This window comes from Dactylosporangium siamense (assembly GCF_016862795.1).
In the GTDB taxonomy this organism is placed as follows: Bacteria; Actinomycetota; Actinomycetes; order Mycobacteriales; family Micromonosporaceae; genus Dactylosporangium; species Dactylosporangium siamense.
In genome coordinates this window covers 15,256-39,238 of sequence record NZ_BONQ01000049.1, presented here as the reverse complement: position 1 = coordinate 39,238, position 23,983 = coordinate 15,256, and the positions used below count along the sequence as shown (strand labels likewise).

General features: G+C 72.6%; 23 protein-coding genes. 13 read left to right on the top strand and 10 right to left on the bottom strand.

The annotated features are described in order from the left end of the window. Nucleotides 1-9: 9 nt before the first annotated feature. Nucleotides 10-576, bottom strand: coding sequence for a dihydrofolate reductase family protein (locus Dsi01nite_RS15635; protein ID WP_203846869.1), 567 nt, complete (start codon nucleotides 574-576; stop codon nucleotides 10-12). A 141-nt stretch (nucleotides 577-717) separates the two neighbouring features. Between Dsi01nite_RS15635 and Dsi01nite_RS15630 the strand changes: the two genes are divergently transcribed. From Dsi01nite_RS15630 to Dsi01nite_RS15620, 3 genes are read left to right on the top strand one after another with little or no spacing between them, the layout of a single operon-like run. After that, nucleotides 718-1,098 (top strand): YciI family protein, encoded by a 381-nt coding sequence (locus tag Dsi01nite_RS15630; protein ID WP_203846868.1) that lies wholly within the window; start codon nucleotides 718-720, stop codon nucleotides 1,096-1,098. Nucleotides 1,099-1,124: 26 nt separating this feature from the next. Then, nucleotides 1,125-2,381 (top strand): RNA polymerase sigma factor, encoded by a 1,257-nt coding sequence (locus Dsi01nite_RS15625; RefSeq protein WP_203846867.1) that lies wholly within the window; start codon nucleotides 1,125-1,127, stop codon nucleotides 2,379-2,381. Next, the gene (locus Dsi01nite_RS15620) at nucleotides 2,378-2,521 is read left to right on the top strand and encodes a hypothetical protein (RefSeq protein WP_203846866.1); all 144 of its coding nucleotides are present in this window, start codon (nucleotides 2,378-2,380) and stop codon (nucleotides 2,519-2,521) included. The genes Dsi01nite_RS15625 and Dsi01nite_RS15620 overlap by 4 nt, the downstream gene beginning before the upstream one ends. A 64-nt stretch (nucleotides 2,522-2,585) precedes the next feature. On the opposite strand, the gene Dsi01nite_RS15615 is transcribed toward Dsi01nite_RS15620, so the two are convergent. Next, nucleotides 2,586-3,473, bottom strand: a complete 888-nt coding sequence (locus Dsi01nite_RS15615; protein WP_203846865.1) for an alcohol dehydrogenase catalytic domain-containing protein — start codon at nucleotides 3,471-3,473, stop codon at nucleotides 2,586-2,588. A 104-nt stretch (nucleotides 3,474-3,577) separates the two neighbouring features. Here Dsi01nite_RS15615 and Dsi01nite_RS15610 point away from each other — a divergent pair, with 104 nt between their 5' ends. Next, the gene (locus Dsi01nite_RS15610) at nucleotides 3,578-3,973 is read left to right on the top strand and encodes a winged helix-turn-helix transcriptional regulator (protein WP_203846864.1); all 396 of its coding nucleotides are present in this window, start codon (nucleotides 3,578-3,580) and stop codon (nucleotides 3,971-3,973) included. Between the two features lie 122 nt (nucleotides 3,974-4,095). Here Dsi01nite_RS15610 and Dsi01nite_RS15605 read toward each other — a convergent pair whose 3' ends face one another. Then, complete coding sequence (locus Dsi01nite_RS15605) at nucleotides 4,096-6,579, bottom strand: FtsX-like permease family protein (protein WP_203846863.1); 2,484 nt, start codon at nucleotides 6,577-6,579, stop codon at nucleotides 4,096-4,098. Next, on the bottom strand, nucleotides 6,576-7,343 hold the full coding sequence (locus tag Dsi01nite_RS15600) for an ABC transporter ATP-binding protein (protein ID WP_203846862.1): 768 nt from the start codon (nucleotides 7,341-7,343) through the stop codon (nucleotides 6,576-6,578). The genes Dsi01nite_RS15605 and Dsi01nite_RS15600 overlap by 4 nt, the downstream gene beginning before the upstream one ends. 241 nt (nucleotides 7,344-7,584) lie before the next feature. Here Dsi01nite_RS15600 and Dsi01nite_RS15595 point away from each other — a divergent pair, with 241 nt between their 5' ends. Beyond that, on the top strand, nucleotides 7,585-8,763 hold the full coding sequence (locus Dsi01nite_RS15595) for an RCC1 domain-containing protein (RefSeq protein WP_203846861.1): 1,179 nt from the start codon (nucleotides 7,585-7,587) through the stop codon (nucleotides 8,761-8,763). Between the two features lie 37 nt (nucleotides 8,764-8,800). Here Dsi01nite_RS15595 and Dsi01nite_RS15590 read toward each other — a convergent pair whose 3' ends face one another. Further along, nucleotides 8,801-9,457, bottom strand: coding sequence for a response regulator (locus tag Dsi01nite_RS15590; RefSeq protein ID WP_203846860.1), 657 nt, complete (start codon nucleotides 9,455-9,457; stop codon nucleotides 8,801-8,803). After that, a complete protein-coding gene (locus Dsi01nite_RS15585; protein ID WP_203846859.1) occupies nucleotides 9,445-10,680 on the bottom strand; it encodes a sensor histidine kinase in 1,236 nt (411 codons plus the stop codon). The genes Dsi01nite_RS15590 and Dsi01nite_RS15585 overlap by 13 nt, the downstream gene beginning before the upstream one ends. 124 nt (nucleotides 10,681-10,804) lie before the next feature. Here Dsi01nite_RS15585 and Dsi01nite_RS15580 point away from each other — a divergent pair, with 124 nt between their 5' ends. The 3 genes from Dsi01nite_RS15580 to Dsi01nite_RS15570 all read left to right on the top strand — a co-directional run bounded on the left by Dsi01nite_RS15580 (nucleotide 10,805) and on the right by Dsi01nite_RS15570 (nucleotide 12,685). After that, a complete protein-coding gene (locus tag Dsi01nite_RS15580) occupies nucleotides 10,805-11,005 on the top strand; it encodes a hypothetical protein (protein ID WP_203846858.1) in 201 nt (66 codons plus the stop codon). Between the two features lie 109 nt (nucleotides 11,006-11,114). Continuing rightward, nucleotides 11,115-11,450 (top strand): YciI family protein, encoded by a 336-nt coding sequence (locus tag Dsi01nite_RS15575; RefSeq protein ID WP_203846857.1) that lies wholly within the window; start codon nucleotides 11,115-11,117, stop codon nucleotides 11,448-11,450. Next, nucleotides 11,447-12,685, top strand: a complete 1,239-nt coding sequence (locus tag Dsi01nite_RS15570) for an RNA polymerase sigma factor (RefSeq protein WP_203846856.1) — start codon at nucleotides 11,447-11,449, stop codon at nucleotides 12,683-12,685. Before Dsi01nite_RS15575 ends, Dsi01nite_RS15570 begins: the two co-directional genes overlap by 4 nt. A 5-nt stretch (nucleotides 12,686-12,690) precedes the next feature. Here Dsi01nite_RS15570 and Dsi01nite_RS15565 read toward each other — a convergent pair whose 3' ends face one another. After that, nucleotides 12,691-13,899, bottom strand: a complete 1,209-nt coding sequence (locus Dsi01nite_RS15565; protein ID WP_203846855.1) for an MFS transporter — start codon at nucleotides 13,897-13,899, stop codon at nucleotides 12,691-12,693. A 78-nt stretch (nucleotides 13,900-13,977) separates the two neighbouring features. Between Dsi01nite_RS15565 and Dsi01nite_RS15560 the strand changes: the two genes are divergently transcribed. Further along, complete coding sequence (locus Dsi01nite_RS15560) at nucleotides 13,978-14,841, top strand: LysR family transcriptional regulator (RefSeq protein WP_203846854.1); 864 nt, start codon at nucleotides 13,978-13,980, stop codon at nucleotides 14,839-14,841. A gap of 84 nt (nucleotides 14,842-14,925) precedes the next feature. On the opposite strand, the gene Dsi01nite_RS15555 is transcribed toward Dsi01nite_RS15560, so the two are convergent. After that, nucleotides 14,926-15,546, bottom strand: coding sequence for a DUF1062 domain-containing protein (locus tag Dsi01nite_RS15555; RefSeq protein ID WP_203846853.1), 621 nt, complete (start codon nucleotides 15,544-15,546; stop codon nucleotides 14,926-14,928). A gap of 358 nt (nucleotides 15,547-15,904) precedes the next feature. Between Dsi01nite_RS15555 and Dsi01nite_RS15550 the strand changes: the two genes are divergently transcribed. The 4 genes from Dsi01nite_RS15550 to Dsi01nite_RS15535 all read left to right on the top strand — a co-directional run bounded on the left by Dsi01nite_RS15550 (nucleotide 15,905) and on the right by Dsi01nite_RS15535 (nucleotide 19,343). Beyond that, nucleotides 15,905-16,678 (top strand): maleylpyruvate isomerase family mycothiol-dependent enzyme, encoded by a 774-nt coding sequence (locus Dsi01nite_RS15550; RefSeq protein ID WP_203846852.1) that lies wholly within the window; start codon nucleotides 15,905-15,907, stop codon nucleotides 16,676-16,678. Nucleotides 16,679-16,772: 94 nt separating this feature from the next. Beyond that, nucleotides 16,773-17,648: an alpha/beta fold hydrolase gene (locus Dsi01nite_RS15545; RefSeq protein ID WP_203846851.1), complete on the top strand. Its 876-nt coding sequence runs from the start codon at nucleotides 16,773-16,775 to the stop codon at nucleotides 17,646-17,648. After that, nucleotides 17,645-18,490, top strand: a complete 846-nt coding sequence (locus Dsi01nite_RS15540; protein WP_203846850.1) for an alpha/beta fold hydrolase — start codon at nucleotides 17,645-17,647, stop codon at nucleotides 18,488-18,490. Before Dsi01nite_RS15545 ends, Dsi01nite_RS15540 begins: the two co-directional genes overlap by 4 nt. 67 nt (nucleotides 18,491-18,557) lie before the next feature. Next, entirely contained in the window at nucleotides 18,558-19,343 is a 786-nt protein-coding gene (locus tag Dsi01nite_RS15535) for an FkbM family methyltransferase (RefSeq protein ID WP_203846849.1), read from the top strand. A gap of 219 nt (nucleotides 19,344-19,562) precedes the next feature. Here the strand turns inward: Dsi01nite_RS15535 and Dsi01nite_RS57320 are convergent, their stop codons facing one another. Beyond that, the gene (locus Dsi01nite_RS57320; protein ID WP_239135916.1) at nucleotides 19,563-22,214 is read right to left on the bottom strand and encodes a fibronectin type III domain-containing protein; all 2,652 of its coding nucleotides are present in this window, start codon (nucleotides 22,212-22,214) and stop codon (nucleotides 19,563-19,565) included. After that, nucleotides 22,214-23,566 (bottom strand): DUF4832 domain-containing protein, encoded by a 1,353-nt coding sequence (locus Dsi01nite_RS15525; protein ID WP_203846848.1) that lies wholly within the window; start codon nucleotides 23,564-23,566, stop codon nucleotides 22,214-22,216. The genes Dsi01nite_RS57320 and Dsi01nite_RS15525 overlap by 1 nt, the downstream gene beginning before the upstream one ends. Nucleotides 23,567-23,983: the final 417 nt, after the last annotated feature.

The following is a 23,983-nucleotide window of genomic DNA, read 5'->3' as shown; positions in this document are numbered from 1 at the left end:
GGATGTCCCCTACTGCCGCGTGGTCGTGGCTGGTGTGTAGATCTGGTACGTCACGCCGCTGTCGAACGTCTCCTGCGACTGCAGGGACAGCCCGACCGGGGCGGCGCCGGCCTCGAAGAGGTGCTTGCCAGTGCCGACGACGATCGGGTGGACCAGCAGGTGCAGCGCGTCGACGAGGCCGGCCTGCAGCAGGTGGCGGGTCAGGGTGCCACTGCCGTTGACGGCGATGGTGCCGCCCTCGGTGCGCTTCAGCGCGGCGACCCGGGCGGCGACGTCGCCGGACAGCACGCTGGAAGGGCCCCAGCCGGGGTCGGCGAGGGTGTCGCTGGCGACGTACTTGTGGGTGCCGTTGATGAAGTCGGCCAGCGGGTAGCCCCGCTGGGTGGGCCAGAACGCCTTCCACTCCTCGAAGGTGCGCCGGCCCATCAGCAACGCGTCGACGCCCTCGGTGGCGTGGCTGACCACCCGGGCCACGTCGTCGGTGGCGTACGGGAAGTGCCACTGCTGCGGGGCGTCGACGACGCCGTCGACGGAGATGAAGAAGCTGGCGATGATGCTGCGGTCTGTGTTCGTCACACCAACTACGTCGATCGGGCCGCGCGGGTTTCGACATCGCCGGCGCCCGGGTGTTTCCCGCCACGCGCGTCGAAAACCGGCCTCCTCGAACGACGTGCCTTGTGAGGACGTCGTGGCAAGACGCATGGAGGAGACGTACGGATGCGATTTCTGATCATGAGCAAGTCGAACGACCACTTCGAGGCCGGTGGCCTGCCCGGCCCCGCGCTGATGCGGCGGATGGGCGAGTTCCTGCGGGAGGCCTCGGCGGCCGGGGTGCTGCTGCAGGCCGACGGGCTGCTGCCCAGTTCCTACGGCGCCCGGATCTCGGCCCACGACGGCCGGATCAGCGTGACCGACGGGCCGTTCGCCGAGGCCAAGGAGATCGTGGGTGGGTTCGCGTTCATCGACGCGCGCAGCCTCGCGGAGGCCAGGGAATGGGGGCGCCGGTTCGCCGTCGCCCACGACGGCGAGTGCGAGGTCGAGGTCCGGCAGGTGACCGGCCCCGGCGGGCCCGGAGACGCGACAGGAGGCCCGCGCTGAGCCAGCCGACGCCCGTCGACCACGCGATGGTCGAGAGCCAGTGGCGCATCGAGTTCCCCCGGCTGGTCGCGGCCGCGCACGCCATCCTGCGCGACCCGGGCGCGGCCGAGCAGGTGGCGCAGGACGCGTTCGTGGCGGCCCTGGAGCAGTGGCCGGCCGGGGGCGTCCCGGACCGGCCCGGGGCCTGGCTGATGACGGTGACCCGCCGCATCGCGGTCAGCCAGCTCCGGCGCGACCTCGACCTGGGAGCGAAGTACGAGCGCGTCGCCGAGCGGGCGGCGGCGAGAGAGGACATCGCGGTGGAGGACCTCGCGGACGGCCACATCGACGACGACATCCTGCGGCTGGTCTTCGTGTGCTGCCATCCGTCGCTGGGCCGCGACGCACGCGTCGCGTTGACGCTGCGGCTGCTCGGCGGGCTGACCACGCCGGAGATCGCCCGCGCCCAACTCGTGCCGCCGGCCACGGCCGGCCAGCGGGTCGCCCGGGCCAAGCGGACCATCAGGGACGCCGGGCTCGCCTTCGAGAACCCGACCGGCGCCGAGCGGGTCGATCGGCTGCCCGCGGTCCTGGAGGTCATCTACCTGATCTTCAACGAGGGCTACGCCGGCACCTCCGGCACCGGCTGGACCCGGCCCGACCTGGCCGGTGAGGCGTTGCGGCTCGGCCGCATGCTGGTGCACCTGCTGCCGACGGCCGCCGAGGCGCACGGCCTGCTCGCGCTGATGGAACTCAGCGCCTCCCGGTTCCGCGCCCGCGACGGCGCGGACGGCCCGGTCCTGCTGGAGGATCAGGACCGGATGCGGTGGGACCGGCTGCTGATCCGTCGTGGCCTCGACGCGCTCGCCACCGCGGTCCGCTTCGGCGGCGGCCCGTACACGCATCAGGCCGCCATCGCCGCCTGCCACGCCCGGGCCCGCACCGCCGAGGCCACCGACTGGCCGCGGATCGCCCGGCTGTACGACGCCTACCTGCGCCGCCACCCGGGTCCGGTGGCCCAGCTGAACCGCGGCATCGCCCACTGGAAGGCCTACGGCAGCGCCGCGGCGCGCGAGATCATCGTGCCGCTGCTGTCCGATCCGCGGCTGGCGAACTACCCGTACCTGCCCGCGGCGCTGGCCGAGATCGAAACCGCCGACGGCAACACCGGCGCGGCCATCACCCTGCTGCGCCGGGCGATCGCGATGACCGACAACGGGGCCGACAAGGCGATCGTGACCAGGAAACTGCAGGCGCTCGTCCGGACCTCCGGCGGCGCGAGGGAAGAGGATCGACACCGATGACCGACCGCACCCGAATCGCCGGCGCCCTGCTCGCCGCGATCCTCACGCCGGACGCGCTCCGCGAGGACCCCTCACCGATCCGGCACTGCATCAATCACCTGCCGCGGGGCCTGCTCAACTGCGCCACTCCGGCGGAGTAGTCCACGACACGCGGCACGGGGCCGGGCCCGACGCGGACCCGGCCCCCGTGCTGTGCGGCGGACGTCACGGGATGAGCAGCCACCGGCCGTCGGAGCCCGGCGCCGCCATGGCGGCGGCGTAGAGCTCGGCGGCCTGCGTCAAGGGCCTCGTGGCGGCGATCCGGATCGGCGCGTGGCCCTTCGCGGCGAGACCGAGCAGGTCGGCCAGCGCCGCGCCGTCGGGCCGGGTCAGGACCGTGGCGACCGTGACACCACGCTCGGCGGCCACGTCCCGACCCGGCTTCACGCCGACGAACCTGCCCCCGTCACGCACCGCCGCGAGCGCGGCCTGCTGCAACGCACCGGCGTCCACGACCGCGTCGTAGGCCGCCGACGGCACCTCGGCGACCACCGAGGACGCCCCGGCGGCCAGCGCGACGGCCTCGGTGCCGGGCCGCACGAGCGCGTCGACCTCCCAGCCGTCCCGCACGCCGAGGGCGACGGCCCAGCTGCCGACGCCGCCGGCGCCGCCGGTCACCAGCAGCCGGCCGCGCCCCTCCCCCAGCAGGTCCAGCGCCTGGCGGGCGGCGAGGGCGCTCAGGGTGACCGCCGCGGCCGCCTCCAGCGTGAGGGGCTCGGGCACCGGCGCGAGGCTGGCCGCCGGGACGACGACCTCGCTCGCGTGGGCCCGCGAGCGGGCAGTGACGTCGCCGTGCAGGCCGGCGACGCGGTCGCCCACCACCACTCCGGCAACGTCGGCGCCGATTTCGGTGACCGTGCCGCTGAAGTCGAAGCCCAGGCCGACCACGTCCGGCAGGCCCAGCATGGCGTTGTCGGCGGCGGCAGCGGCGTCGTACAGGGTGAACCCGGCGGCGGCCACGGCGACCCGGACCTCGTCGGGGCCGAGGTCGCGGGGGTCGAGCTGCTCGACGCGCGGGGTCGGGTCGCCGGCACGGGAGATCAGGGCTTGCATTGGCGTCTCTCCTTCAGGAACTTGTTGGTAACCCCACTGTCGGTGACATACTCTCCATTGGGAAGTAGGCACTTTGGAGTGCAGTGGGCACCTGGAGGTTCGTTGTGGCAGCGTCGGAACCAGTCCCGGCGGAGGCGTGCTACGACGCCTTCCAGCAGGGTTGCCCCAGCCGCCGGCTGATCGAGACCATCGGCGACAAGTGGGTGAGCCTGGTCGTCGTGGCGCTCGGGCTGCGCGGCCCGCTGCGCTACTCCGAGCTCTCCGCCCAGATCGTGGGCGTCAGCCAGAAGATGCTCACCCAGACGCTGCGCGGGCTGGAGCGGGACGGCCTGATCACCAGGACGGTCACGCCGACCATGCCGGTCCGCGTCGACTACGAGCTGACGCCGCTGGGCAGCTCGCTACTGGGGGTCCTGGCCCACGTCAAGGACTGGGCCGAGCGGCACATGGGTGACATCGAGGCCGCCCGGTCCCGCCACGACGCGATGGCCGGGGTGTAGCGGGCCGCCACCGCCCGATCGGCGGCACCCACAGCAGCCCGGACCGCCACCGCCCGAACGACCGCACCCACAGCATTCCGGGCCGCCACCGCCCGAACGGCCGCACCCGCGGCAGCCGGTCGCTACCGCCCGATCGGCGGCACCCGCAGCAGCCGGCCGATCGGCAGCACCGTGGTGAGCAGCGCGAGCAGCGCCGTGCCCCCGATGACGGCGGCCCAACCCAGCGGCGGCACGTAGGGCACCGGCTCGCCGGTCACCGAGCGCACCACCATGGTCAGGGTCGCCAGCGCGATCGACGCGCCCAGCAGCACCGCGACCCCGAGCAGCCCGGCCTGCTCGGCGTGGACCATCCGCCTGGCCTGGCCGCGGGTGACGCCCACGAGCCGCAGCACGGCCAGCTCCCGGCGCCGCGCGAGGGCCGCGACGACCATCGTGTTGGCGGCGGCGAGCGCGGCGTAGCCGACCATCACGCCGACGAGCAGCTTGTTCAGCCAGGCGCTGACCGCCAGGTCGGCGGCGAGCCGGCGGGTCAGGTCACCGGTCGCCGCGACGGTGCTGCCGGGGTGTCGGGCCGCGAGCGCCGTCAGGTCCGCGGATCCGGAGGTGCGGATGAGCACCTCGTCGTCGAGGTTCCGCTCGGTGTGGCCGGCGACCGTCTCCCGCGCGAGGGTGATGTCGCCGAAGCCGAGGCCCCGCTCGTAGATGGCGACGAGGGTCAGCGTGACGGGCGTGCCGTCGCCGAGCCAGAACGCGACGCGGTCGCCGACGTCCCACCCGTGTGTGGACGCCCGGATCGACGACATGGCCACGGTGCCGTCCCGCAGACCCGCCAGGCTCCCCGAACGCACCCGGAGGTCCATTGTGGACTCGATCCCGGCCGCGTCGACCGCCTGCGCGCCGACCGTTTCCGCGCCGTCCAGGAACGCGACGACGACCGACGTCCGGCGGACCGCAGTGGCCCCGAGGACCCCCGGAGTCCCGCGTGCCTCATCGACGGCGCTTGCCGGCAGGCCCGCCGGCGAGACCAGTGCGTGCTGGGCGAGCAGGCCGTCGCGGCGCTGCGACAGGGTCTGCCGCTCCAGGTTGTCCTGCAGGAACCAGACCGAGCCGCCGAGGCCGATCGACAGCACCAGCGCGGTGAGCACGGCGGCCATGCCGCGCGCGTTGGCCCTGAGGTTGGCGGTCGCCAGGAAGCCGCTGGTCCCCCACACGGTGCGCAGCACCGGCGCGAGCGCCCCTGCCGCGGCCCGGTTGATCCAGGGTGCGAGCAGGCCGACGGCGAGCACGAACAGGTACAGCATGCCGATCGCACCGGCCAGGGCCGCCTGCCCGGCGGCGCCGAGCGTGACCGCGCTCGACGACACCGCACCGGCCAGGGCGGCCAGGCCGCAGATCAGCCGCACCTTGCCGCTGCGCGGTGGCTCGACCGCGACCTCGCCGAGCGCCTCGACGGGACGGATCGCGGTGACCCGGCGGGCGGCGATCAGCGCCGAGAGGACGGCGACGAGCGTGGTGGCGCCGGCGGCCGCGGCGGCGGCGATCGGGCCGTGGGAGATGGGGAATCCGGCGGGCACGAAGCCACGGCCGACCATCTCGTCGTGCACCCATCGGGTGGCGAGGACGCCGGCCGGGCCGCCGATCGCCACCGCGACCAGCCCGACGACCGCCGCCTCCGCCATGATCATCCGGCGGACCTGGCCGGGAGTCGCCGCGACGGCCCGCAGCAGCGCGAGGTCGCGGCGCCGGTGCCGCACCGACAGCCCGACGGTGGCGGCGACGACGAACCCGATCAGCAGGACCACGTATCCGCCGAAGCCACCGCCGGCCTGGATGAGGAGCTCCTGCGCGGCGAGCCCGGCGGACTCCTCGGCCAGCCCGCGGTCGGCGCCGGCGTGGACGCCCGCGTCGGCGGTGACGCCCGCGTCGGCGGTGAGGCCGCGGACCGCCGCCACCAGGGCGGCCCGGTCCGTGCCGGGCGCTGCGATGATCCCGATGACAGCGACCCGGCCGGGGTGCGCCGACAGCGTCGCGGCGTGCGCGTCGGTGAAGAACACCGCGGCCGCCGGCCCGTCGACCACGCCGCTGACCCGGTAGGTCCGCGCGGTTCCGCCGGCGAGCAGCTCGATCTCCTGCCCCGGCGCCAGCCCGAGCCGTCCGTCGACGGCGACCTGGTCGTCGCCGGTGGGTGGGTTCCCGTTCTGGATGTGGTACGGCGTGAGCACGGCGCTGCCCCACCCGTGCCCGGTGACCGTGGTGGTGCCCGACGGCAGCACGACGGGCACCGGGTCGTCGGCGGCGACCGTCGCGACGCCGGGCAGCCCGCGGAGGCGGTCGACCAGGCCGGCCGGGACGGTGCCGCCCTCGGGCAGCCGGATCTTCGAGCGGACGATCTCGCCGTCGAGGTCCTTGGCGCTGACGGTCATCTCGCGGTGCGCGACCACGATGTCGGCGGCGGCGTAGCGGACCGGCTCCGGCCGGTAGCGCAGCCCCGACTCGACGAGGGTGCCCATCGCCATCAGGATCATGACCCCGGCGGCGAGGGCGACGAGGGTGGCGGTCGCCGAGCCGGGCCGGTGCCGCAGCATCCGCAGCGCGAGCCCGGTCATGCCGGCACCACCCGGTGGCGGCCGAGCGACGCCAGCTGCTCGGCGATGCGATCCACGCCGGGCTGCGGCAGGTCCCGCACGATCCGGCCGTCGGCGAGGACCAGGACCCGGTCGGCATACGATGCGGCCACCGGGTCGTGCGTCACCATGACGACGGTCTGGCCGTGCTCGTCGACCACCGCCCGCAGCAGGCTCAGCACGTCCGCCGCGGTCACGGTGTCCAGGGCGCCGGTCGGCTCGTCGCAGAAGATCACGTCGGGCCGGGTGGCGAGGGCCCGGGCGACGGCGACCCGCTGCTGCTGCCCGCCGGACAGGGCGGACGGCCGGTGGTGCAGCCGGTCCCGCAGCCCGACCCGGTCGATGACGTGGTCCAGCCAGGCGTGGTCGGGTCGCACGCCCGACAGCCGCGACGGCAGCCCGATGTTCTCCGTGACGGTGAGCGCGTCGACCAGGTTGAACGCCTGGAAGACGAAGCCGATCCGGTCCCGGCGCAGCCTCGTCAGCCTGGTCTCCGACAGCCCGGACAGCTCGGTGGCGCCGATCCACACCCGCCCGGACGTGGGCCGGTCCAGGCCGGCCGCGGTCTGCAGCAGCGTGCTCTTGCCGGAGCCGGACGGCCCCATCACCGCCGTGAACGTGCCGCGGTGAAACACCACGTCGACGCCCGCGAGCGCGGCGACGGCCCCCGGTCCGGTGCCGTAGGTGCGGGTGAGCCGTTCGGCGCGGACCACCGGGTCGCCGGTGGGTCCGATGTGGACGGACATATGGTGCCTCTCCGGGTCGCTCAGCAGGACGGGTACCCGGATGACGCTAGGGCGGTGCCGGCCGGCGGACGATCCAGCGCACTGGCGAACCGTGGTACAGCAGGCTGTACCACCGCTGTAAGTTTCCCGGCCCGGCCCAGGCCGGCGGCGGTGCGGACGCGGCGCCGTTGCCCCGCGAGGACGGGTGATCGTAGCGTCGCCCGTCAATGCTCGGGCATCAACGGCGTGGGGAGAACAGCACATGGGTGGATATCAGGACGGTCGGCTGCGGGCCCGATGGCGACGGCCGGTGATCATGCTCGTCACCGCGGCCGCGGGCGTCGCCACCGCCGTGCTCGCCGCCGCGGCACCGGCCGCCGCCGCCCCGACGGTCACGAGCGTCGCCGCGGGATACGGACAGACCTGCGCGGTCCGCACCGACGCGACCCTGTGGTGCTGGGGCAGCAACTGGAGCGGCGAGGTCGGCGACGGCACCAACGACACCCGGACCACCCCGGTCCGGGTCGGCACCGCCGCCAACTGGGCCGGCATCGAGGCCGGCAGCAACTTCGCGTGCGCGACCAGGACCGACGGGACGCTGTGGTGCTGGGGCGGCAACCGCAGGGGCCAGCTCGGCGACGGCACCACCACCAACCGCAACACCCCCGTGCAGGTCGGCACCGCGACCACCTGGGCCGCCGTCAGCGCCGGCGACGCACACACCTGCGGCGTGCGCACCGACGGCACGCTGTGGTGCTGGGGCTTCAACCGGCTCGGGCAGCTCGGCCTCGGCACCGCCGACTGGACCGTGACCACACCGACGCGGGTCGGCACGGCGAGCAACTGGGCGAACGTCACCGCCGGCTTCGCACACACCTGCGCGGCACGCACCGACGGCACCCTCTGGTGCTGGGGTGACAGCTCCAGCGGGCAGATCGGGACGGGCACTCTGGCGTACTCGACGACCCCGGCGCAGGTCGGCACCGCGACCACGTGGCGCGGCGCGGCGGCCGGGCTGGTGCACACCTGCGCGACCCGCACCGACGGGACCCTGTGGTGCTGGGGCAACAACGGCTACGGGCAGCTCGGCGCCGGCACCACCCTGCAGACCACACCTCAGCAGGTCGGCAGCGGCACCACCTGGAGCGCGGTCAACACCGGCTACGACACGTCGTGCGCGTCCCGCACGGACGGCAGCCTGTGGTGCTGGGGCAACAACATGGCCGGTGGGCTCGGTGACGGCACCACGACCAGCCGGTCCGCACCTACCCGCGTCGGCACCGCGACCACCTGGACGACCGGCCTCGTCACCGGCTACCACACCTGCGGGGTGCGCACCGACGCGACGCTGTGGTGCTGGGGCAACAACGGCAACTCGCAGCTGGGCGACGGCACGACCACCAACCGGTCGGCCCCGGCGCAGGTGAGCCTGCCGGGCTGACCCTCCCCTGGGCCTGCCCGCCCCACGGCGGGCAGGCTCAGCCGCGGCGGGAGTCGTCCAGGTAGCGCAGCACCGCCGTCACCCGCCGGTCGGCGCGGTCGTCCGGGGCGAGGTCCAGCTTGGCGAAAATGCTCCGGATGTGCTTGTGCACCGCCCCTTCGGTGACGAACAGCCGCTCCGCGATCGCGGTGTTGCCGAGGCCCTCCGCCATCAGGGCGAGCACGTCGCGTTCGCGCGGGCTGAGCCGGCTCAGCGTGCTGTCGGGGCGGCTGCGGGCCAGCAGCTGACCGACGACCTCCGGGTCGATGGCCGTGCCGCCGCCGGCGACGCGGTGCAGCGCGCCGAGGAACTCCTCGACCCGCCCGACCCTCTCCTTCAGCAGGTAGCCGAGCCGGTCCGCGCCGCCCGCGAGCAGGTCGGTGGCGAACGCCTGCTCGACGTACGCCGACAGCACCAGCACCGCGAGGCCGGGCTGGCGGCGGCGGGCCTCGACGGCGGCCACGATGCCCTCGTCGGTGTGCGTGGGCGGCATCCGGACGTCGACGATCGCGACGTCGGGCCGGTGGGTGTCCACCGCGGACAGGAACGCGGCCGGCGAGTCGGTGGCGGCGACCACGTCGAGCTGCTCGGCCCGCAGCAGCAGCGCCAGGCCCTCGCGCAGCAGGGCGTCGTCCTCGGCGATCACGATCCGCACGGCAGCTCCACGAGTATCTTCGTCGGCCCACCGGGTGGGCTGGTCAGGGTGAACCGGCCGTCGTGCGCCTCGACCCGCCGGCGGATGCCGCCGATGCCGGAGCCGCGGCCCTCGTCCGCGCCGCCGCGGCCGTCGTCGACCACCGTCACGTGCAGCCGGTCGGCGTCGCGCAGGGCGGTGACGGCGACGTTGGCGGCGCCGCTGTGCCGCGAGACGTTGGTGAGCGCCTCGGCCACCACGAAGTACGCCGTCGCCTCGACCGACGCCGCGCACCGGCCCGGCACGTCGACCCGCACGAGGCACGGCACACCGCAGCCGGCGGCCAGGCCCACGAGGGCCCCGGCGAGCCCGCGGTCGTCGAGCACCGGCGGCAGGATCGCGCGGACCACGGCGCGCAGTTCGGCGAGGGCAAGCTCGGCGGCGTCGTGCGCGCGGTCCAGGATCTCCTCCGCGACGGCCGGATCGCGGCCGATGGCCCGCCGGGCGGCGCCGAGCAGCACGGTGACCGCGACGAGCCGGTTCTGCGCGCCGTCGTGCAGGGACCGTTCGATGCGCCGCAGCTCGACCGCGTGGGCGTCCAGCGCCGCCGCGCGGGTGGCGGTCAGCTCGGCGATCCGCAGCGACATGTCGGCGTCTCGCGGCGGCGCCAGCAGCCGCCGGCCCGGCACCGCCTGCAGCCGGGCCATCCTCGGGACCAGCGCGACGGCCAGGGAGAGCCAGCCGACGCCGAGGAGCGCGACCGCGAGCGCGTCGAGCAGCCCGTCGACCGGCCAGAAGACCAGGCCGGGGCGCTCGCCCGGCGGCAGCGCCCAGAAGTACAGCGGGAACAGCAGATACTGCACCGAGTCGAGTGGCAGCGCCATCCCGAAGAGGCCCAACGCGAAGCCGGCCGTGCCGTGCGCGGCCACGAACGCGACGTCGCGCCGCACCCATGGGTCACGCAGGGCGTCCCGCAGGCCGGCCGGGACCGGTGGCGGCATGGGCAGGTCCGAGCCCCACCGCGACAGCCTGGCCCGCTCGCGGTCGGCAGCGGACCGCACCACCTGCAACGCCGAGGGCACCAGGAGCAGGCCGACGCCGGCCAGACTGGCAACGGCCACGACGAGCAGCAGCAGGAGCGCCGCCAGGGCCAGGATCGCCGTGCCGAGGCCGCCGACGAGGTGTTCGAGGGCGTCGACGGTCGCGCGCACGCGATCCCGGAGATACCGCCCCCGCTCCGGCATGTCCGCACCCCCTCCGGCAGCGACAATAGGCGACCGCCGGGTCCGGCGAAGTACAGCCTGCTGTACTTCGGTGGACGCGCTGGCTGGATCGCCCGCCGGCGCGTGGCTGCATAGCGTTGCGGTCATGACTGATTCCGAGACCACCGGCAACCGTCGTGGCGTGCTGCGCCCCGTGCTCTGGCTGGTGCTGATCGTCAGTGCCGCCGCCAACGCGACCGCGTCGACCGCCGGAGCGCACCCGGTCGTGGGTGTCGGCTTCGGCCTGATCACCCTGGCCAGCGCGACCGCGCTCGTCGTGCACCACTACCGTCAGCGCAGCCGATGACTTCCTGGAAGAATTCTCCGGCGATGCTGTCGGATCGGGGCGACGCCGTTCGTAGACAGGTCGAGCGGCCGCCCGCGAGGGGCGTCCCGGAGCACAGGAGTTGGTTCAGATGCAGTACCTGGTTTCCGTGATCTTCGACTCCGACGGCCGCGCCACCCCGGAGGAGGCGGCAGCGATCGACGTGTTCAACGACCGGGTGCAGGCCGACGGTCACTGGGTCTTCGCCGGCGGTCTCGCATCGCCCGCGACGGCCACCGTGATCGACAACCGGGACGGGGCGAGCGTGTTCACCGACGGGCCGTTCGTGGAGACGAAGGAGTACGTCGCCGGCTTCTGGGTCTTCGAGGCGCCCGACCTCGACGTGGCGCTCAGACTCGCCGCCGACGGCTCGAAGGCCTGCAACCGGAAGGTCGAGGTCCGGCCGTTCCTCGCCCCGCCGGAGTGACCGACGCCCAGGCAGCCGTCACCCGCGCCCACCACGAGGAGTGGGCCCGGGTGGTCGCCACGCTGACCAGGCGCTTCGGCGACCTCGACGTGGCCGAGGAGGCGACGGCCGAGGCGTTCGCGACCGCCGTCGAGCGGTGGCCGGTCGACGGCGTGCCCCCCAACCCCGGCGGCTGGCTCACCACCACCGCCAACCGCGAGGCGATCGACCGCATCCGGCGCGAGAACAAGCGCGACGACAAGCAGAAGGCGGCTTGGATGTTGCACGACGACGACCCGCCCGAGCCCACCGGCGCCATCGACGACGAGCGGCTCCGGCTGATCTTCACCTGTTGCCATCCGGCGCTCGCGATGGAGACCCGGGTCGCGTTGACGCTGCGCATGGTCGGCGGCCTGACCGTGCCCGAGATCTCGCGGGCCTTCCTGGTGCAGGAGAGCGCCATGGGGCAGCGGATCACCCGCGCCAAGGCCAAGATCAAGGCGGCGCGCATCCCGTATCGGGTGCCGGCCGCCGAGGACCTCGCGGAACGCGTCTCCGGCGTGCTCGCCGTGCTCTTCCTCGTCTTCAACGAGGGCTACCTGGCCACCGGCCCCGACACCCCGCCCGTGCGTCACGACCTGACCGCCGAGGCGATCCGCCTCACCCGCCTGATCCGGGCCCTCCTGCCGCGCGACGGCGAGGTGACCGGGCTGCTGGCCCTGATGCTGCTCACCGAGGCCCGCCGCAGCGCCCGGGTGTCGGCGACCGGCGAGCTCGTCGCCCTCGACGAGCAGGACCGCGGCGCCTGGGACATGACGCTGATCGCCGAGGGCCACCGGCTGGTGCGCGAGCGCCTGACGGTCGTCGCCACCACCGGCGTCGCTCCGGGCCGCTACCAGATCCTCGCGGCGATCAACGCCGTGCACACCTCCGCCCGCGACATCCGCGACACCGACTGGTCGCAGGTCGTCGCCCTCTACGACCAGCTCCTGCGGGTGGACTCCTCGCCGATCGTCGCCCTCAACCGGGCCGTCGCGGTCGCCGAGCTGGACGGCCCGGAGGTGGCCCTGGCCGCCGTCGACCGGCTCGACGGCGCCCTGGACGGCTACCACGCCTACCACGCGACCCGCGCCCTGCTGCTGCGCCGGCTGGGCCGCAGCCGGCCGGCCCGCGCGGCGTACCACCGGGCCATCGAGCTGGCCGGCAACACCGCCGAGATCGCCTACCTGACCCGCCGCCGCGACCAGTTGGGGTGACGCGTTCAAGGCACCGGAGCCGGCTCATCGTCGTCCAGCCGAACGCCGCCGGCGAGGTCAACCGCGCGCCGCCGGGCACCCAGGGTGACGAGCAGCGACGCCGACGTCAGCGCCACGCCGAACCAGACGGCGGCGTTGACGCCCAGCGCATCCGCGAACAGGCCGCCGAAGAGCGCGCCGAGGGCGATCGAGGTGTTGTACCCCAGCGTGTTGATCGACATCGCCGCCTCGAAGGTGTCCGGGGCCGCCGCGAGCATGAGGTTGACCTGGCACAGGTTCGCGGCGCCGAACGACACGCCCCACAGCAGCACGCCGGCGACCAGGCCCGTGCGGGTGTGGCCGATCGCCAGGAGCAGCAGCATCGAGGCGGCCAGGCCGGCGACCGCCAGCGCGAAGCTCGCACGCGGGTTGCGGGCGACCGTGTGGCCCGCGACGAAGTTGCCGGCGGCGCCGCCGATGCCGTAGGCCACGAGCAGCGCGCTGATGAAGGCCGGTGTCACGGCCGCGTGCTGCTCGGCGAACGGGCGGATGAAGGTGTACGCCGCGAAGTGCCCGAGCACGTAGAGCGTCACCGCGTACACCGCCCGGCGCAGCGCCGGGTTGCGCAGCGGCAGGGCGAAGACCTCGCGGACCGCAACGGCGTTGTCCGACGGCAGCGACGGGATGACCACGGCCACGGCCACGCACACGACGGCGCTCAGGGCGCTCCAGATGAGGAAGGTGCCGCGCCAGTTCGTGAGGTCCTCGAGCAGCGCGCCCAGCGGGATGCCGGCCACGGCGGCGATCGAGATGCCGGACAGCGCGATCGCGGCGGCGCGGCCGGCGTGGCGGGACGGGACGAGCCGGATCGCCATGCTGACGCCGATGGCCCAGAAGACGCCGTTGGCGAAGCCCATCACGAGGCGGGTCGCGAGCACCGGGACGAAGCCCGGTGCGGCGGCGGTCACCAGGTTTCCAACCGCGAGGACGGCGAGCAGCGCGGTCAGCAGCAGCCGGCGGTTGACCCGGCGGGTCCACGCGACGATGAACGGCACGCCGAGGCCGGCCGAGATGCCGTAGAGCGTGACCATCAGCCCGGCGACGCCGACGGAGACCGACAGGCTGCGACTCATCGGGGTCAGCAGCCCGACGGGCATCAGCTCGGTGGTGACGAACATGAACAGGCTGGCGGTGATGACCGCGACGCCGAGCCACGGCCTTTCCTTGATCGGCATGCGTTCAGTCTCACGGCGGCCGATTCATGAGTCCAATGCATGTTTGTCAGCCTTGCGATCGTGATTCACGATGGATGCATGGAGCTCCAGCAGATGCGGTACGTCCTCGCCGTCGCCGAGACCGGCAGCTTCACGCGGGCGGCCGAGCGCTGCCTGGTCGTGCAGTCGGCGCTGAGCCACCAGATCGCGCGGCTGGAGCGGGAGCTCGGGACGAAGCTGTTCGAGCGCACCAGCCGGCGCGTGCGCCTGACCCCGGCCGGGTCCGCGTTCCTGCCCGAGGCGCGGCAGTGCGTGAACGCCGCCGAGCGGGCCGCGGCCGGGGTCGCCGCGGCGCTGGGCGAGGTGCGGGGCCGGCTCGCCGTCGGGCTCATCTCGACCGTGGCCGCGGTCGACATCCCGGGCGCGCTGCGGGAGTTCCGGCGGCGGTATCCCGCCGTGCGGATCAGCCTGCGTGTGCACGCCAGCGACGAGCTGGTCGAGCTGGTCCGTGACGGTGCGATCGAGGTCGCGTTCCTCGGGCTGCCGACGGACGCCCGGCCCGTCGGCGTCGAGTCCCGCGAGCTTGCCCGCGACCGGCTCGTGGCCGTCGTCGCACGCGACCACCCGTTGGCCGCTGAGCCGGCCGTCGACCTGCGCCGGCTGGCGGATGAGGTGTTCGTCGACCTGCCGGCCCGCACGGCCGGGCGCGCCCAGACGGATCAGGCGTTCGCGGCCGCCGGTCTGACCCGAGACGTGGCGTTCGAGGTCACCACGGCGTACCTCATCGCCCGCCTCGTCGAGCAGGACCTCGGCGTCGCCATGCTGCCGGCCACCTGGGCGCCGCAACTGCCCGGCGTCACGATCGTGGAGGTCACCGACGCCCCCGAGCGGATCGAGCACGTCATCTGGAGCCGCGCCGGTAGCACCCCGGCCGCCACAGCCTTCCTCGATCTGTTGCCTTGAGGCGACGCCCGTCTGAGTAGGGCCCGCACATTCCAGCGAGCCGGCCGCCCCACGGCGCAGGTCATCGCGCCGTGGGGCGGCACCTCATGCCCGGACGACCAGGAAGGTGAAGTCCTCGCGGGCCTTGGCGTCGATGGGCAGGGGCAGGCGGATGCGCCCGGAGTCGACCATGTCCCGCACGGCGGGACGGCTCAGGCCGAACCCGGCGGTGAGCAGCTTCTCGACCCGGATGGGTGCCGGAAGCTCGAACCTGATGATGACCTCGAGTGGCGCGGCATCCTCGCGCTGGACGTCGTAGAACGGGACGTCGGTGTCCAGCTGCCAGGTGCCGGTCCAGTCGAGCTGGTAGGTGGCCCTGTGGGCGAGCGTCGCGTCCATGGTCAGCTGTCGCACCATGGCCGGATCGTTGTTCTCGAACATCAGGAGCCGCTCGTGGTCCAGCGCCCGCACGTTGATGCGCTCGTGGACGGGGATCTTCGACGTGCGGCCGCACCGGTCGCAGCAGATCAGCAGCCACACGTCGAGCAGCTTGTGGTTCGCGTTGACCCGGAACTTGCCGGTGGGACGGTGCCTCGTGCAACTGCATGACACGCAGGCCTTGACGATGGTGGGCAGTCCGAGCTCACTGACCACCCACAGCGCTTTGCGGTCGATGCCGGGTCCGCGGCCGTGGGCCGGCACGCGGAAATGGCGGGAACTGTTCATGGCTTCGCCGATTCCAAAGGTCTAGGCAGGAGGCGCGCCGGGGGTGCCTCCCGGATCCAGTGGTGGGCAGCCGGCGTCTCGGTGGGGAGCACGCCGGCTGGCGCGACGTCGCAGATCACGTCGCGTGAAGGAAGCCCGCACCGGTCACGCGGTGCGGGCTTCGAGTGGCACGGCGGACGGAGACGGGGAGGTGACTCGACCCGTCTTCATCGCGCACGTGCGCCACTGATCACTGACCCATGCGCGCCAGCATGGTCAACCCGTGGGCCGCCGCGCAACGGATTTTCCGCGTGCCCCCGCCGCCGGGGGTGGGGAAATGCGCTGTCGGTTGTCGGGAGAAAGGTGGTACGAAGCCGCGGTGGAAACGACGCTGGAGTTCGCTGACCTGTTGCGGCTGATGGACGAACGATCGACCGCCTTCCGGGCGGCGGTCGCCGCGGCACCCAGCCTCGACACGCGGGTGCCGACCTGCCCCGAGTGGACGGTGTTCGACCTGGTGCAGCACCTGGGCAACGGCAAACGCCGCTGGGCCGCCACCGTCCTGGCGGGTCCGGCCTCCGACGTCGCCGTTGCGGCCGCGGCGGCGCCCCGGGAGCGGGAGGCCCTGCTGGCCTGGTTCGCCGCCTCGACGGGTGAGCTGCTGGACGCGCTGCGGGAGGTCGGCCCGGATCGGGGCTGCGCGACGTGGTGGGCAGCGTCGGAGTCGCCGGAGACCGCCGGGGCCGTCGCCCGGCACCGGCTGCAGGAGGTCGCGGTCCACACGTACGACGCCCAGCTCACCCTCGGCGCACCGCAGCCACTGCCGGACGATGTGGCCCTCGACGGTGTCGACGAGTTCCTGGCCACCTGCGTCGCGACGACGGCCGCGTGGCCGCACCAGCCCGCGATCATCGACTACCACGCCACCGAGGGCCGTTCCTGGCGGCTCTGGCTCTCCGCCGACGGCGCCCGGACCGCCCGCCTCCCCACACCCGTCACCGGCGCCGACCCGGAGGCGGCCTCTGTCTCCGCCCGAGGCACGGCCAACGAGCTGGTCCTGTTCTGCTACGGCCGCATTGCGATGGACTCGCTGCAGGTCGACGGCGACCGGCGCGTCCTCGACCAGCTGATCGCCTGGGAGCCGGAGGAATAGGACGCGACGACGGACCAGTCGGGTCAGCGCGTTTCACGGCGCCGGAAGTGGTAAGAGACGCCACGTTCCGGCAGCTTCGGCGAAGAGGTCCCCTGTGTTCGACGGATTCGAAGCGTTCGACATCGGTACGGCGGGTGCGTCGGTGCACGGTCGCGTGGGCGGCGAGGGGCCGCCGGTGCTGCTGCTGCACGGCATACCGGAGACCCACCGCATGTGGCACCGGGTGGCGCCCCGCCTCGCCGATCACCACACCGTCGTGGTCACCGATCTGCGCGGGTACGGCGACAGCGGCAAGCCGCCCAGCACCGCCGACCACGAGCCGTACAGCATGCGCGCGATCGGCGCCGACCAGCTCGAGGTCATGCGGCGGTTGGGCTACGACACGTTCAGCGTCGTCGGCCATGACCGCGGCGCCCGCTGCGCCTACCGGCTCGCGCTCGATCACCCCGAGGCGGTCACCCGGCTCGGGGTGATTGACGTGGTCCCGGTCGGCGACGCGTATGACCGCGCTGACAAGGACTTCAGCCTGGCCTACTGGCAGTGGTCGTTCCTCGCCGCGCCGGAGCCCGTGCCGGAGCAGTTCATCGGCGCCGCGCCGGCGACCCTGGTCGACTTCATGCTCGACACCTGGGCCGAGGTGAAGGACGCCTTCCCGGCCGAGGTCCGCGCCGAGTACGTCGCGAAGTTCAGCGACCCCGAAACGGTGCACGCCATCTGCGAGGAGTTCCGCGCCGCCGCGACCCTGGACTACGAGCAGGACGAGGCCGATCGCGGCCACCGCAGGATCGAGTGCCCGGTGCTGTTCCTGTGGAGCGAGCACGGCGCGGTCGCGAAACTCTACGACGACCCGCTCGCGATGTGGCGGGCGTGGGCCGGCGACGTCCGCGGCGGCCCGGTGCCGGTCGGCCACTTCATCCCGGAAGAGGCCCCCGAGGAGACCACCCGCCAGCTCGTGGACTTCCTCCGATGACCGCTGTCGCCTACCGCACCGCGGATGTGGCCGGCCTGACGGTGTTCTACCGGGAGGCCGGCCCGGCCGACGCACCCACGCTGGTGCTCCTGCACGGCTTCCCGTCTTCGAGCCACATGTTCCGCGACCTGATCCCGCTGCTCGCCGACCGCTTCCACATCATCGCGCCGGACCTGCCGGGCTTCGGCCGGTCGGACATGCCGTCCCGCGACGACTTCGACTACACGTTCGAGCGCATCACGGACGTCATCGACGGCCTGACCGCGCCGCTGCGCCGTTTCGCGCTCTACGTGTTCGACTACGGCGCGCCGGTCGGGTTCCGGCTCGCCGCCCGGCATCCCGAGCGCGTCACCGCGATCGTCTCCCAGAACGGCAACGCCTACGAGGAGGGGCTGAGCGACGCCTGGAACCCGATCCGGGCCTACTGGCAGGACCCGTCGGCGGCCAACCGGGCGGCGGTCCGGACCATGGTGGAGCCGCGCACGACGGTCTGGCAGTACACCACCGGCGTCCCCGACGAGTCCCGGGTCGGCCCGGACGGCTACAGCCTGGACAACTACTACCTCGGGCGCGACGGCGCCGCCGACATCCAGCTCGACCTGCTCCTCGACTACGCGAGCAACGTGGCGATGTATCCGACGTTCCAGGAGTACTTCCGCACCAGCCGGCCGCCGCTGCTGGCGGTGTGGGGCAGGAACGACCCGTTCTTCCTGCCGGCCGGGGCCGAGGCCTTCAAGCGCGACCTCCCCGACGCCTGCGTCGGGTTCCTCGACACCGGCCACTTCGCCCTCGAGACCAACGCCGAGGAGGTCGCCACGGCGATCCGTGCGTTCCTCGCCTGAGCCACCGCGAGGCCGTCACCTGGGCGAACCCGGCCCCCGAGCCGCCCGGCGGTGCCATGATGATCAGATGCGTGGCACCTACATCGGGCGCGACCGGATGCTCATCGACCTGGTCTACGGCGGCATGCTCGTCGTCCCCGCCGACGACTACAGCCTCATGCCCGCGCTCACCACGTGGGGAGCGATCGAGCCGCCACTGACGAAGTTCTTCGCCAGCAGCGTGAAGCCGGGGCACACGATCGTCGACATCGGCGCCAACGTCGGCTACTTCACCGTCCTGGCCGCGAAGCTGATCGGCACCGAGGGCCGGATCATCGCGTTCGAGGCCAACCCGACGACGTGCGAGCTACTCAAGGACAACCTGTCCCTGAACTGGCTGACCGACCACGACATCACCGTGCGCACCGAGGCCGCGTACTCGGAGAACACGTCGGTCAAGTTCTACGCCTCCGCGAAGTTCGTCGGCGACTCCTCCATCCAGGAACGCCCGACGCATGCGCACCGCCTCGACGACGTCACCACGATCGAGGTGCCGGCGGTGAAGCTCGACGACGCGCTGAAGGACGTCCCGGTCATCGACCTGCTGAAGATCGACATCGAGGGCGGCGAGTATCACGCGTTCACCGGCATGATGCAGCTCATCCGCGAGGACCGGATCCGGCGCATCGTCTTCGAGTGGAACGCCATCATGCTGGGCGCGGACACGGAGCGCTTCGCCGCCGTGCTGCGCACGATCCGCGACGAGTGCGGCGGCACCTTCCACGCGCTGAACCAGGAGGGCCAGCCGTCCCCGATCTCGATCGACGAGCTGGAGAAGATCCCGTTCTACCCGTTCGCGGTCATCGAGCTCTGATTCCCTATCGGGGATCTGATCGGTTTCGGAGCTGCGGTTCACCGAGTTCCACCGACACTGTCGCCGACCATCGCAATACGCCGGTGGGCAGTTCTCGTCATTCGGCTCGCAATCAGACAGCCGCTGTATCGTGCCCCAAAGAACAGGGCTGAATGGAGTGAATCTCCATCCAGCCCTGTTCTTTGCCCACCTTTCCGTTCACGTCAATACACATTGCTCCTATTGGAACGAGATGTGGTCGATGGTGATGGTGGAGTTGCCGCCGAACCAGAAGCCCATCGTCAGCTGCGACGGCGAGCTGCGGCTGATCCCGTTGGCGGTCAACGGGATCCGGACGTCCTGATAGGACGTCGTGATGACGGGGTGGGCGCCGCCGTCGAGGGTGAGGTCGCCGAACACCTTCGTGGTCCCGCCGAGCCCGAGGTTGAAGTGCGCCTGCTCTCCCCCGGCCGCGCCCTTGACCCGGATCACCAGGTAGGTGCGGTTGCTGAGGTCGACGCCGACGTCGGAGCCGAACCAGCCGCAGTTGTTGTACCGCAGGCTCAGCGCCCCGCCGGACACGACGCCGGAGCCGCCGCCGTCGAGGAAGCAGTTGCCGCCGGTCCACTTGCCCAGGTCGTTCTGCGCCGCCGACGGGTACGCCGGGGTGCCGTCGAAGTCGTCCAGGGTCAGGCCGGCCGGGCCCGCGGCGGTGGTGACGGCGACCGCGTTGCTCGCCGGTGAACGGTTCCCGGCCGCATCCCGGGCCTTGACCGTGTAGCTGTACCCGGTCGAAGCCGTCAGACCCGTGTCGACGAACGAGGTTCCGGTCGGCGAACCGACCAATGTGGACCCACGGAACACCTCATAGCCGGTGACGCCGACGTTGTCGGAAGCGCCCGACCACGACAGCGACACGCTGGTGTCGGTCTTCGCCGGTGACGTGAGCGTGGGTGCCGTCGGTGTCGTGCAGTCGCCGGAGCATCCGCTGGTCGTTGCCGGCACCACCGCCGAGGGTCCCGACACGTTGCCGGCCGCGTCCACCGCCCGCACCGTGTACTGGTAGGTCTGGCCCGGTGACCGGCCGGTGTCGGTGTACGACGTGCCGGTCGCGGTGCCGATCTGCGTGCCGTCGCGGAGCACCTGGTAGCCGGTGACGCCGACGTTGTCCGTGGACGCCGACCAGGACAGCGCCACGCTGGTGTTGGTCACCCCGGTCACCGCCAGCCCGGACGGCGCCGACGGGGCCACGCAGTCACCGGTGCAGGTGCCGCCGGTCACCAGCGGGCCGAGGTTGACCCAGCCGTCGGCGCCCTGGTTGGCGTTGGCGAAGGACAGCGGCAGCCGTGGCCGCCACTGGTCGATGATCCAGTCGGTGAGGCGGCTGGCGGCGGGGCGCGCCCGCAGCACGTCGGGTGTGACCGCCTCCAGTGGGTTGCGGACCTTCAGGACCAGGCTGTACGACCCGGCCGGCACGCCCGCGGTGCTCAGCGTCGCCGAGAAGTTGACCGGCCGGCCGAAGTCGAGCGGGTCGGTGCCGACGCCCCAGTCCGGGAACGGCCGGATCTTCAGCGGCTGCACCTGGCGCAGATCCCAGCTGGTGTCCCAGGTCTTGACGACGGCGCCGGTGGCGTCGCGCAGCCCGATGACGGTCGTCCACGGGTAGTAGAACGGCGCGACGCCGGTGTTCTGCATGGTGACGCCGACCTTGAACGTGCCGGCCGCGGTGGCGTTGAAGTTCGCCTGCGGGATGTGCAGGTTGTAGCCCATCTTGCGGACACCCGCGGCGACCTTCGGGTCGCTTGTGCTGTAGCCACCGGCCCCGGTCTGGTTGATCATCCAGGTGATGTGGGTGAGCTCGGTCGCGGCGAGGACGTCGTCGACCTGCCCGGAGCCGCCGGGCCAGTCGGTGTAGAGGCTGCCCTGGATCTCGGGCCGGGCCTCGCCGCCGATGGACTGGGTGGTCCAGCGGTTCTCGGTGCCGGTGTTGAGCTGCAGCTGCAGGAACGCGTCGTCCCAGCCGTTCATCGACATCGGCAGGGTCATGCCCTTCAGCTGCCCGCCGCGCCATTCCTTGTAGGGCCAGGAGTCGTCGTGGAAGCCGATGTTCGCCGTCTCGGTCCCGGCCAGGGGGTACCGGACCTCGAGCTGGATGTTGGCGAACGCCGCGTCGAACGCGCCGATGATGGTGCGGATCGTGGCGTCGGTCGGCATCAGGTCCGGGTAGCCGTCGGCGGCGTCCCGGTCGTAGGGCCAGGTGTGCCACTCGCCCCACAGGCCGACGAGGCCCAGGGACATGAACCCGATGCGCGGGTCGGCGGTGCCGCCGGGGCCGGCCCGGTCGTAGCGGTTGGCGAACGCGGTGATGAAGCTGGTGATCGCGGCGATGACGTCCGGGTCGTCGTAGTCGGGGCTGACGGTGCCCCAGAACCCGTTGGTACGCAACGCCATCTTGCCGTTCAGGCAGGGCGGGATGCCGTTGCCGGGGTGGGTGCCGCTGCCGCCTGGGTATTCCAGGTAGAACCGGAACGCCACCTGGCGCCCCCACACGGCGGCCTCGTCGAGGGCCTTCTCGAACACGCTCCAGTCGAACACGGCGCAGCTGGCCGGGTCCTTCATGACCTCGTTGAGGGCGAAGTAGCTCCAGACCAGGCCGCCGGGGTACTTCGTGGACAGGTTGTCACCGGGGAACAGGTACGGCGCGAAGCCCTTCAGCGGCTGCCCGAGCGGGGCGTCGGCGTAGGCGTAGGTGTGCGTGGCGAGGCTGGTGTCCGGGCCCGGGCCGGCGGCGGGCCGCGATGGTGGGCCCGCCGGTGCCGCGGTCGCGGATCCGGTGGGCACCAGCGCCAGGAGCAGGACCACGGCGGCGGCGAAGCGCAGGGATCGCATCATCAGACACCGCCCAGCGTGAGCCAGCCGGTGCCGGTGTTCTGCGCGGTGTTGGCGAACCGCAGCGGGATGCCGTTGCGCAGCGGGTTGTCCACGCGCATGACGATCGAGTAGTGGCCGGGGCGCAGGCCGCGGGTGTCGATGCGGGCGGACAGCGTGGTGGGGTCCTGGCCGGGCTGGATGCCGGTGAGGCTCCAATCGGTGTGCCAGCGCCGCACGATCCGGCCGTGGCTGTCGACGGCGGCGAGCTCGGTGCCCCAGCCGGCGTAGAACGGTGCGACGCCCCGGTTCGCGACGCGGACGGAGACCCGGTCACGGCCCAGCGCGGCCTCGGTGACGGTCAGCTCGTAGCCCAGCGACCTGGCGGCGGCGACGGCCCGCTGGTACTTGTCGCCGGTGAACCCGGTGCCGGTGAACGCGGCGTGGTTGATCAGCCAGGTCGCGTGGGTCTGCGTCACTGACTCGGCGTAGTCCTCGTGCTGGGTGCAGCTGACCGGCTCGTCCCACAGGCAGGACTGGATCTCCGGCCGCAGCTCGCCGCCGATCGGTTGGGTGCGCCACTTGTCGGTGACGCCCTCGTCGATGAGCCGCTGGACGAAGTGCCACGACGTCGGCGGCAGCGTCTCGAACGCGAACGAGTCGTCGTGGTAGCCGACGTTCAGTGGCTTGTTCTGCTGGCTGGGGTACCGCGCCAGCAGGAACGTCCGGTCGAACGCCGCCTCGTACCGGGCCAGGATGCGGCTGAGCACGTCGGTGCCCGGCATCCAGTTCTCGGGCTGGGTCCAGCCGTCGTAGGGCCAGGTGTGCCACTCGCCCCAGAAGCCGATGAGGCCGAGCGTGATGTACCCGATCCGCGGGTCGCCGTCGTAGCGCCGGCCGAGGGCGGTGATGAAGTTCTCCAGGGCGTCGACCAGGCGCGGGTCGTCGTAGTCGGGCGAGACGCTGACGCCGTTGTTGCCGAAGTCGGGGTACGGGCGGGTGAGGAGCCCGGCGTCGAGCAGGTACTGCGGGATGCCGGTGGGCTTGCCGGGATAGTCGAGGTAGAACCGGAAGACGGCCTGGTGACCGCGCCCGGCGATGGCGTTGAGCTGGGCGTCGAAGGCGTCCCAGCGGAACTGCCGCGGCCCGGTCATGACGTCGCGCAGCGGCAGGTAGAACCACTCCATGCTGTGCGGGAACGTCTGGTAGTCGCCGGCGAACGGCAGGAAGCCCTTGAGCGGGTTGTCGGCGGGCGCGGCCGTGTAGGCGAGGGGCTTCCACTGCGGTTGGGCGGGGTGGGCGGCGGCGGGGGTGCCGGCGGCGGTGAGGGATAAGGCGGTGAGCAGGGCGACGGTGAGGCGCAGGGCTCGTCTCATGGGGGTTCCTCGTGCTCGGAAAGGGGTGCCGGGACGCGTTCGGGCGCGACGCGTCGGTCACCCTCTCGGCTTCTGGCGGCAAGCTTTACGCAGAGGTGTTGACGAACTTACGAAGGACTACATCATTATTCGAAGACGAGCCAGCTGGCAAGAGCCAACTCGGCGGATCGGCCGCCACCGATCCGCCGGCGGCCCTCGGCGCCGCGCGGACTCGTGGCGCACGGGTCGTCGCGTGACATCGATGTCTGAACGGCTCCACCAGCGCGGTGCTGATGGTTGACAGGCGCCGGAAGCCGCGGTCTATATTGGCGGGAATCCATCGACCCCTTCAGGTGCGGCGGCCTGAGTGGCGGTGAAAACGTTTGCAGGATTTCTCACCAGGGGCCCATCCAGCGCAGCGCCCGCATCGGCACTGCG

Excerpts from the sequence above, each read along its gene's own strand:
- Dsi01nite_RS15525 (WP_203846848.1), bottom strand. The coding sequence starts at position 23,566 with ATGAGACGAGCCCTGCGCCTCACCGTCGCCCTGCTCACCGCCTTATCC.
- Dsi01nite_RS57320 (WP_239135916.1), bottom strand. The coding sequence starts at position 22,214 with ATGATGCGATCCCTGCGCTTCGCCGCCGCCGTGGTCCTGCTCCTGGCG.
- Dsi01nite_RS15595 (WP_203846861.1), top strand. The coding sequence starts at position 7,585 with ATGGGTGGATATCAGGACGGTCGGCTGCGGGCCCGATGGCGACGGCCG.
- Dsi01nite_RS15600 (WP_203846862.1), bottom strand. The coding sequence starts at position 7,343 with ATGTCCGTCCACATCGGACCCACCGGCGACCCGGTGGTCCGCGCCGAA.
- Dsi01nite_RS15575 (WP_203846857.1), top strand. The coding sequence starts at position 11,115 with ATGCAGTACCTGGTTTCCGTGATCTTCGACTCCGACGGCCGCGCCACC.
- Dsi01nite_RS15620 (WP_203846866.1), top strand. The coding sequence starts at position 2,378 with ATGACCGACCGCACCCGAATCGCCGGCGCCCTGCTCGCCGCGATCCTC.
- Dsi01nite_RS15560 (WP_203846854.1), top strand. The coding sequence starts at position 13,978 with ATGGAGCTCCAGCAGATGCGGTACGTCCTCGCCGTCGCCGAGACCGGC.
- Dsi01nite_RS15585 (WP_203846859.1), bottom strand. The coding sequence starts at position 10,680 with ATGCCGGAGCGGGGGCGGTATCTCCGGGATCGCGTGCGCGCGACCGTC.
- Dsi01nite_RS15615 (WP_203846865.1), bottom strand. The coding sequence starts at position 3,473 with ATGCAAGCCCTGATCTCCCGTGCCGGCGACCCGACCCCGCGCGTCGAG.
- Dsi01nite_RS15565 (WP_203846855.1), bottom strand. The coding sequence starts at position 13,899 with ATGCCGATCAAGGAAAGGCCGTGGCTCGGCGTCGCGGTCATCACCGCC.
- Dsi01nite_RS15580 (WP_203846858.1), top strand. The coding sequence starts at position 10,805 with ATGACTGATTCCGAGACCACCGGCAACCGTCGTGGCGTGCTGCGCCCC.
- Dsi01nite_RS15625 (WP_203846867.1), top strand. The coding sequence starts at position 1,125 with ATGGTCGAGAGCCAGTGGCGCATCGAGTTCCCCCGGCTGGTCGCGGCC.
- Dsi01nite_RS15630 (WP_203846868.1), top strand. The coding sequence starts at position 718 with ATGCGATTTCTGATCATGAGCAAGTCGAACGACCACTTCGAGGCCGGT.
- Dsi01nite_RS15555 (WP_203846853.1), bottom strand. The coding sequence starts at position 15,546 with ATGAACAGTTCCCGCCATTTCCGCGTGCCGGCCCACGGCCGCGGACCC.
- Dsi01nite_RS15535 (WP_203846849.1), top strand. The coding sequence starts at position 18,558 with ATGCGTGGCACCTACATCGGGCGCGACCGGATGCTCATCGACCTGGTC.
- Dsi01nite_RS15540 (WP_203846850.1), top strand. The coding sequence starts at position 17,645 with ATGACCGCTGTCGCCTACCGCACCGCGGATGTGGCCGGCCTGACGGTG.
- Dsi01nite_RS15605 (WP_203846863.1), bottom strand. The coding sequence starts at position 6,579 with ATGACCGGGCTCGCGCTGCGGATGCTGCGGCACCGGCCCGGCTCGGCG.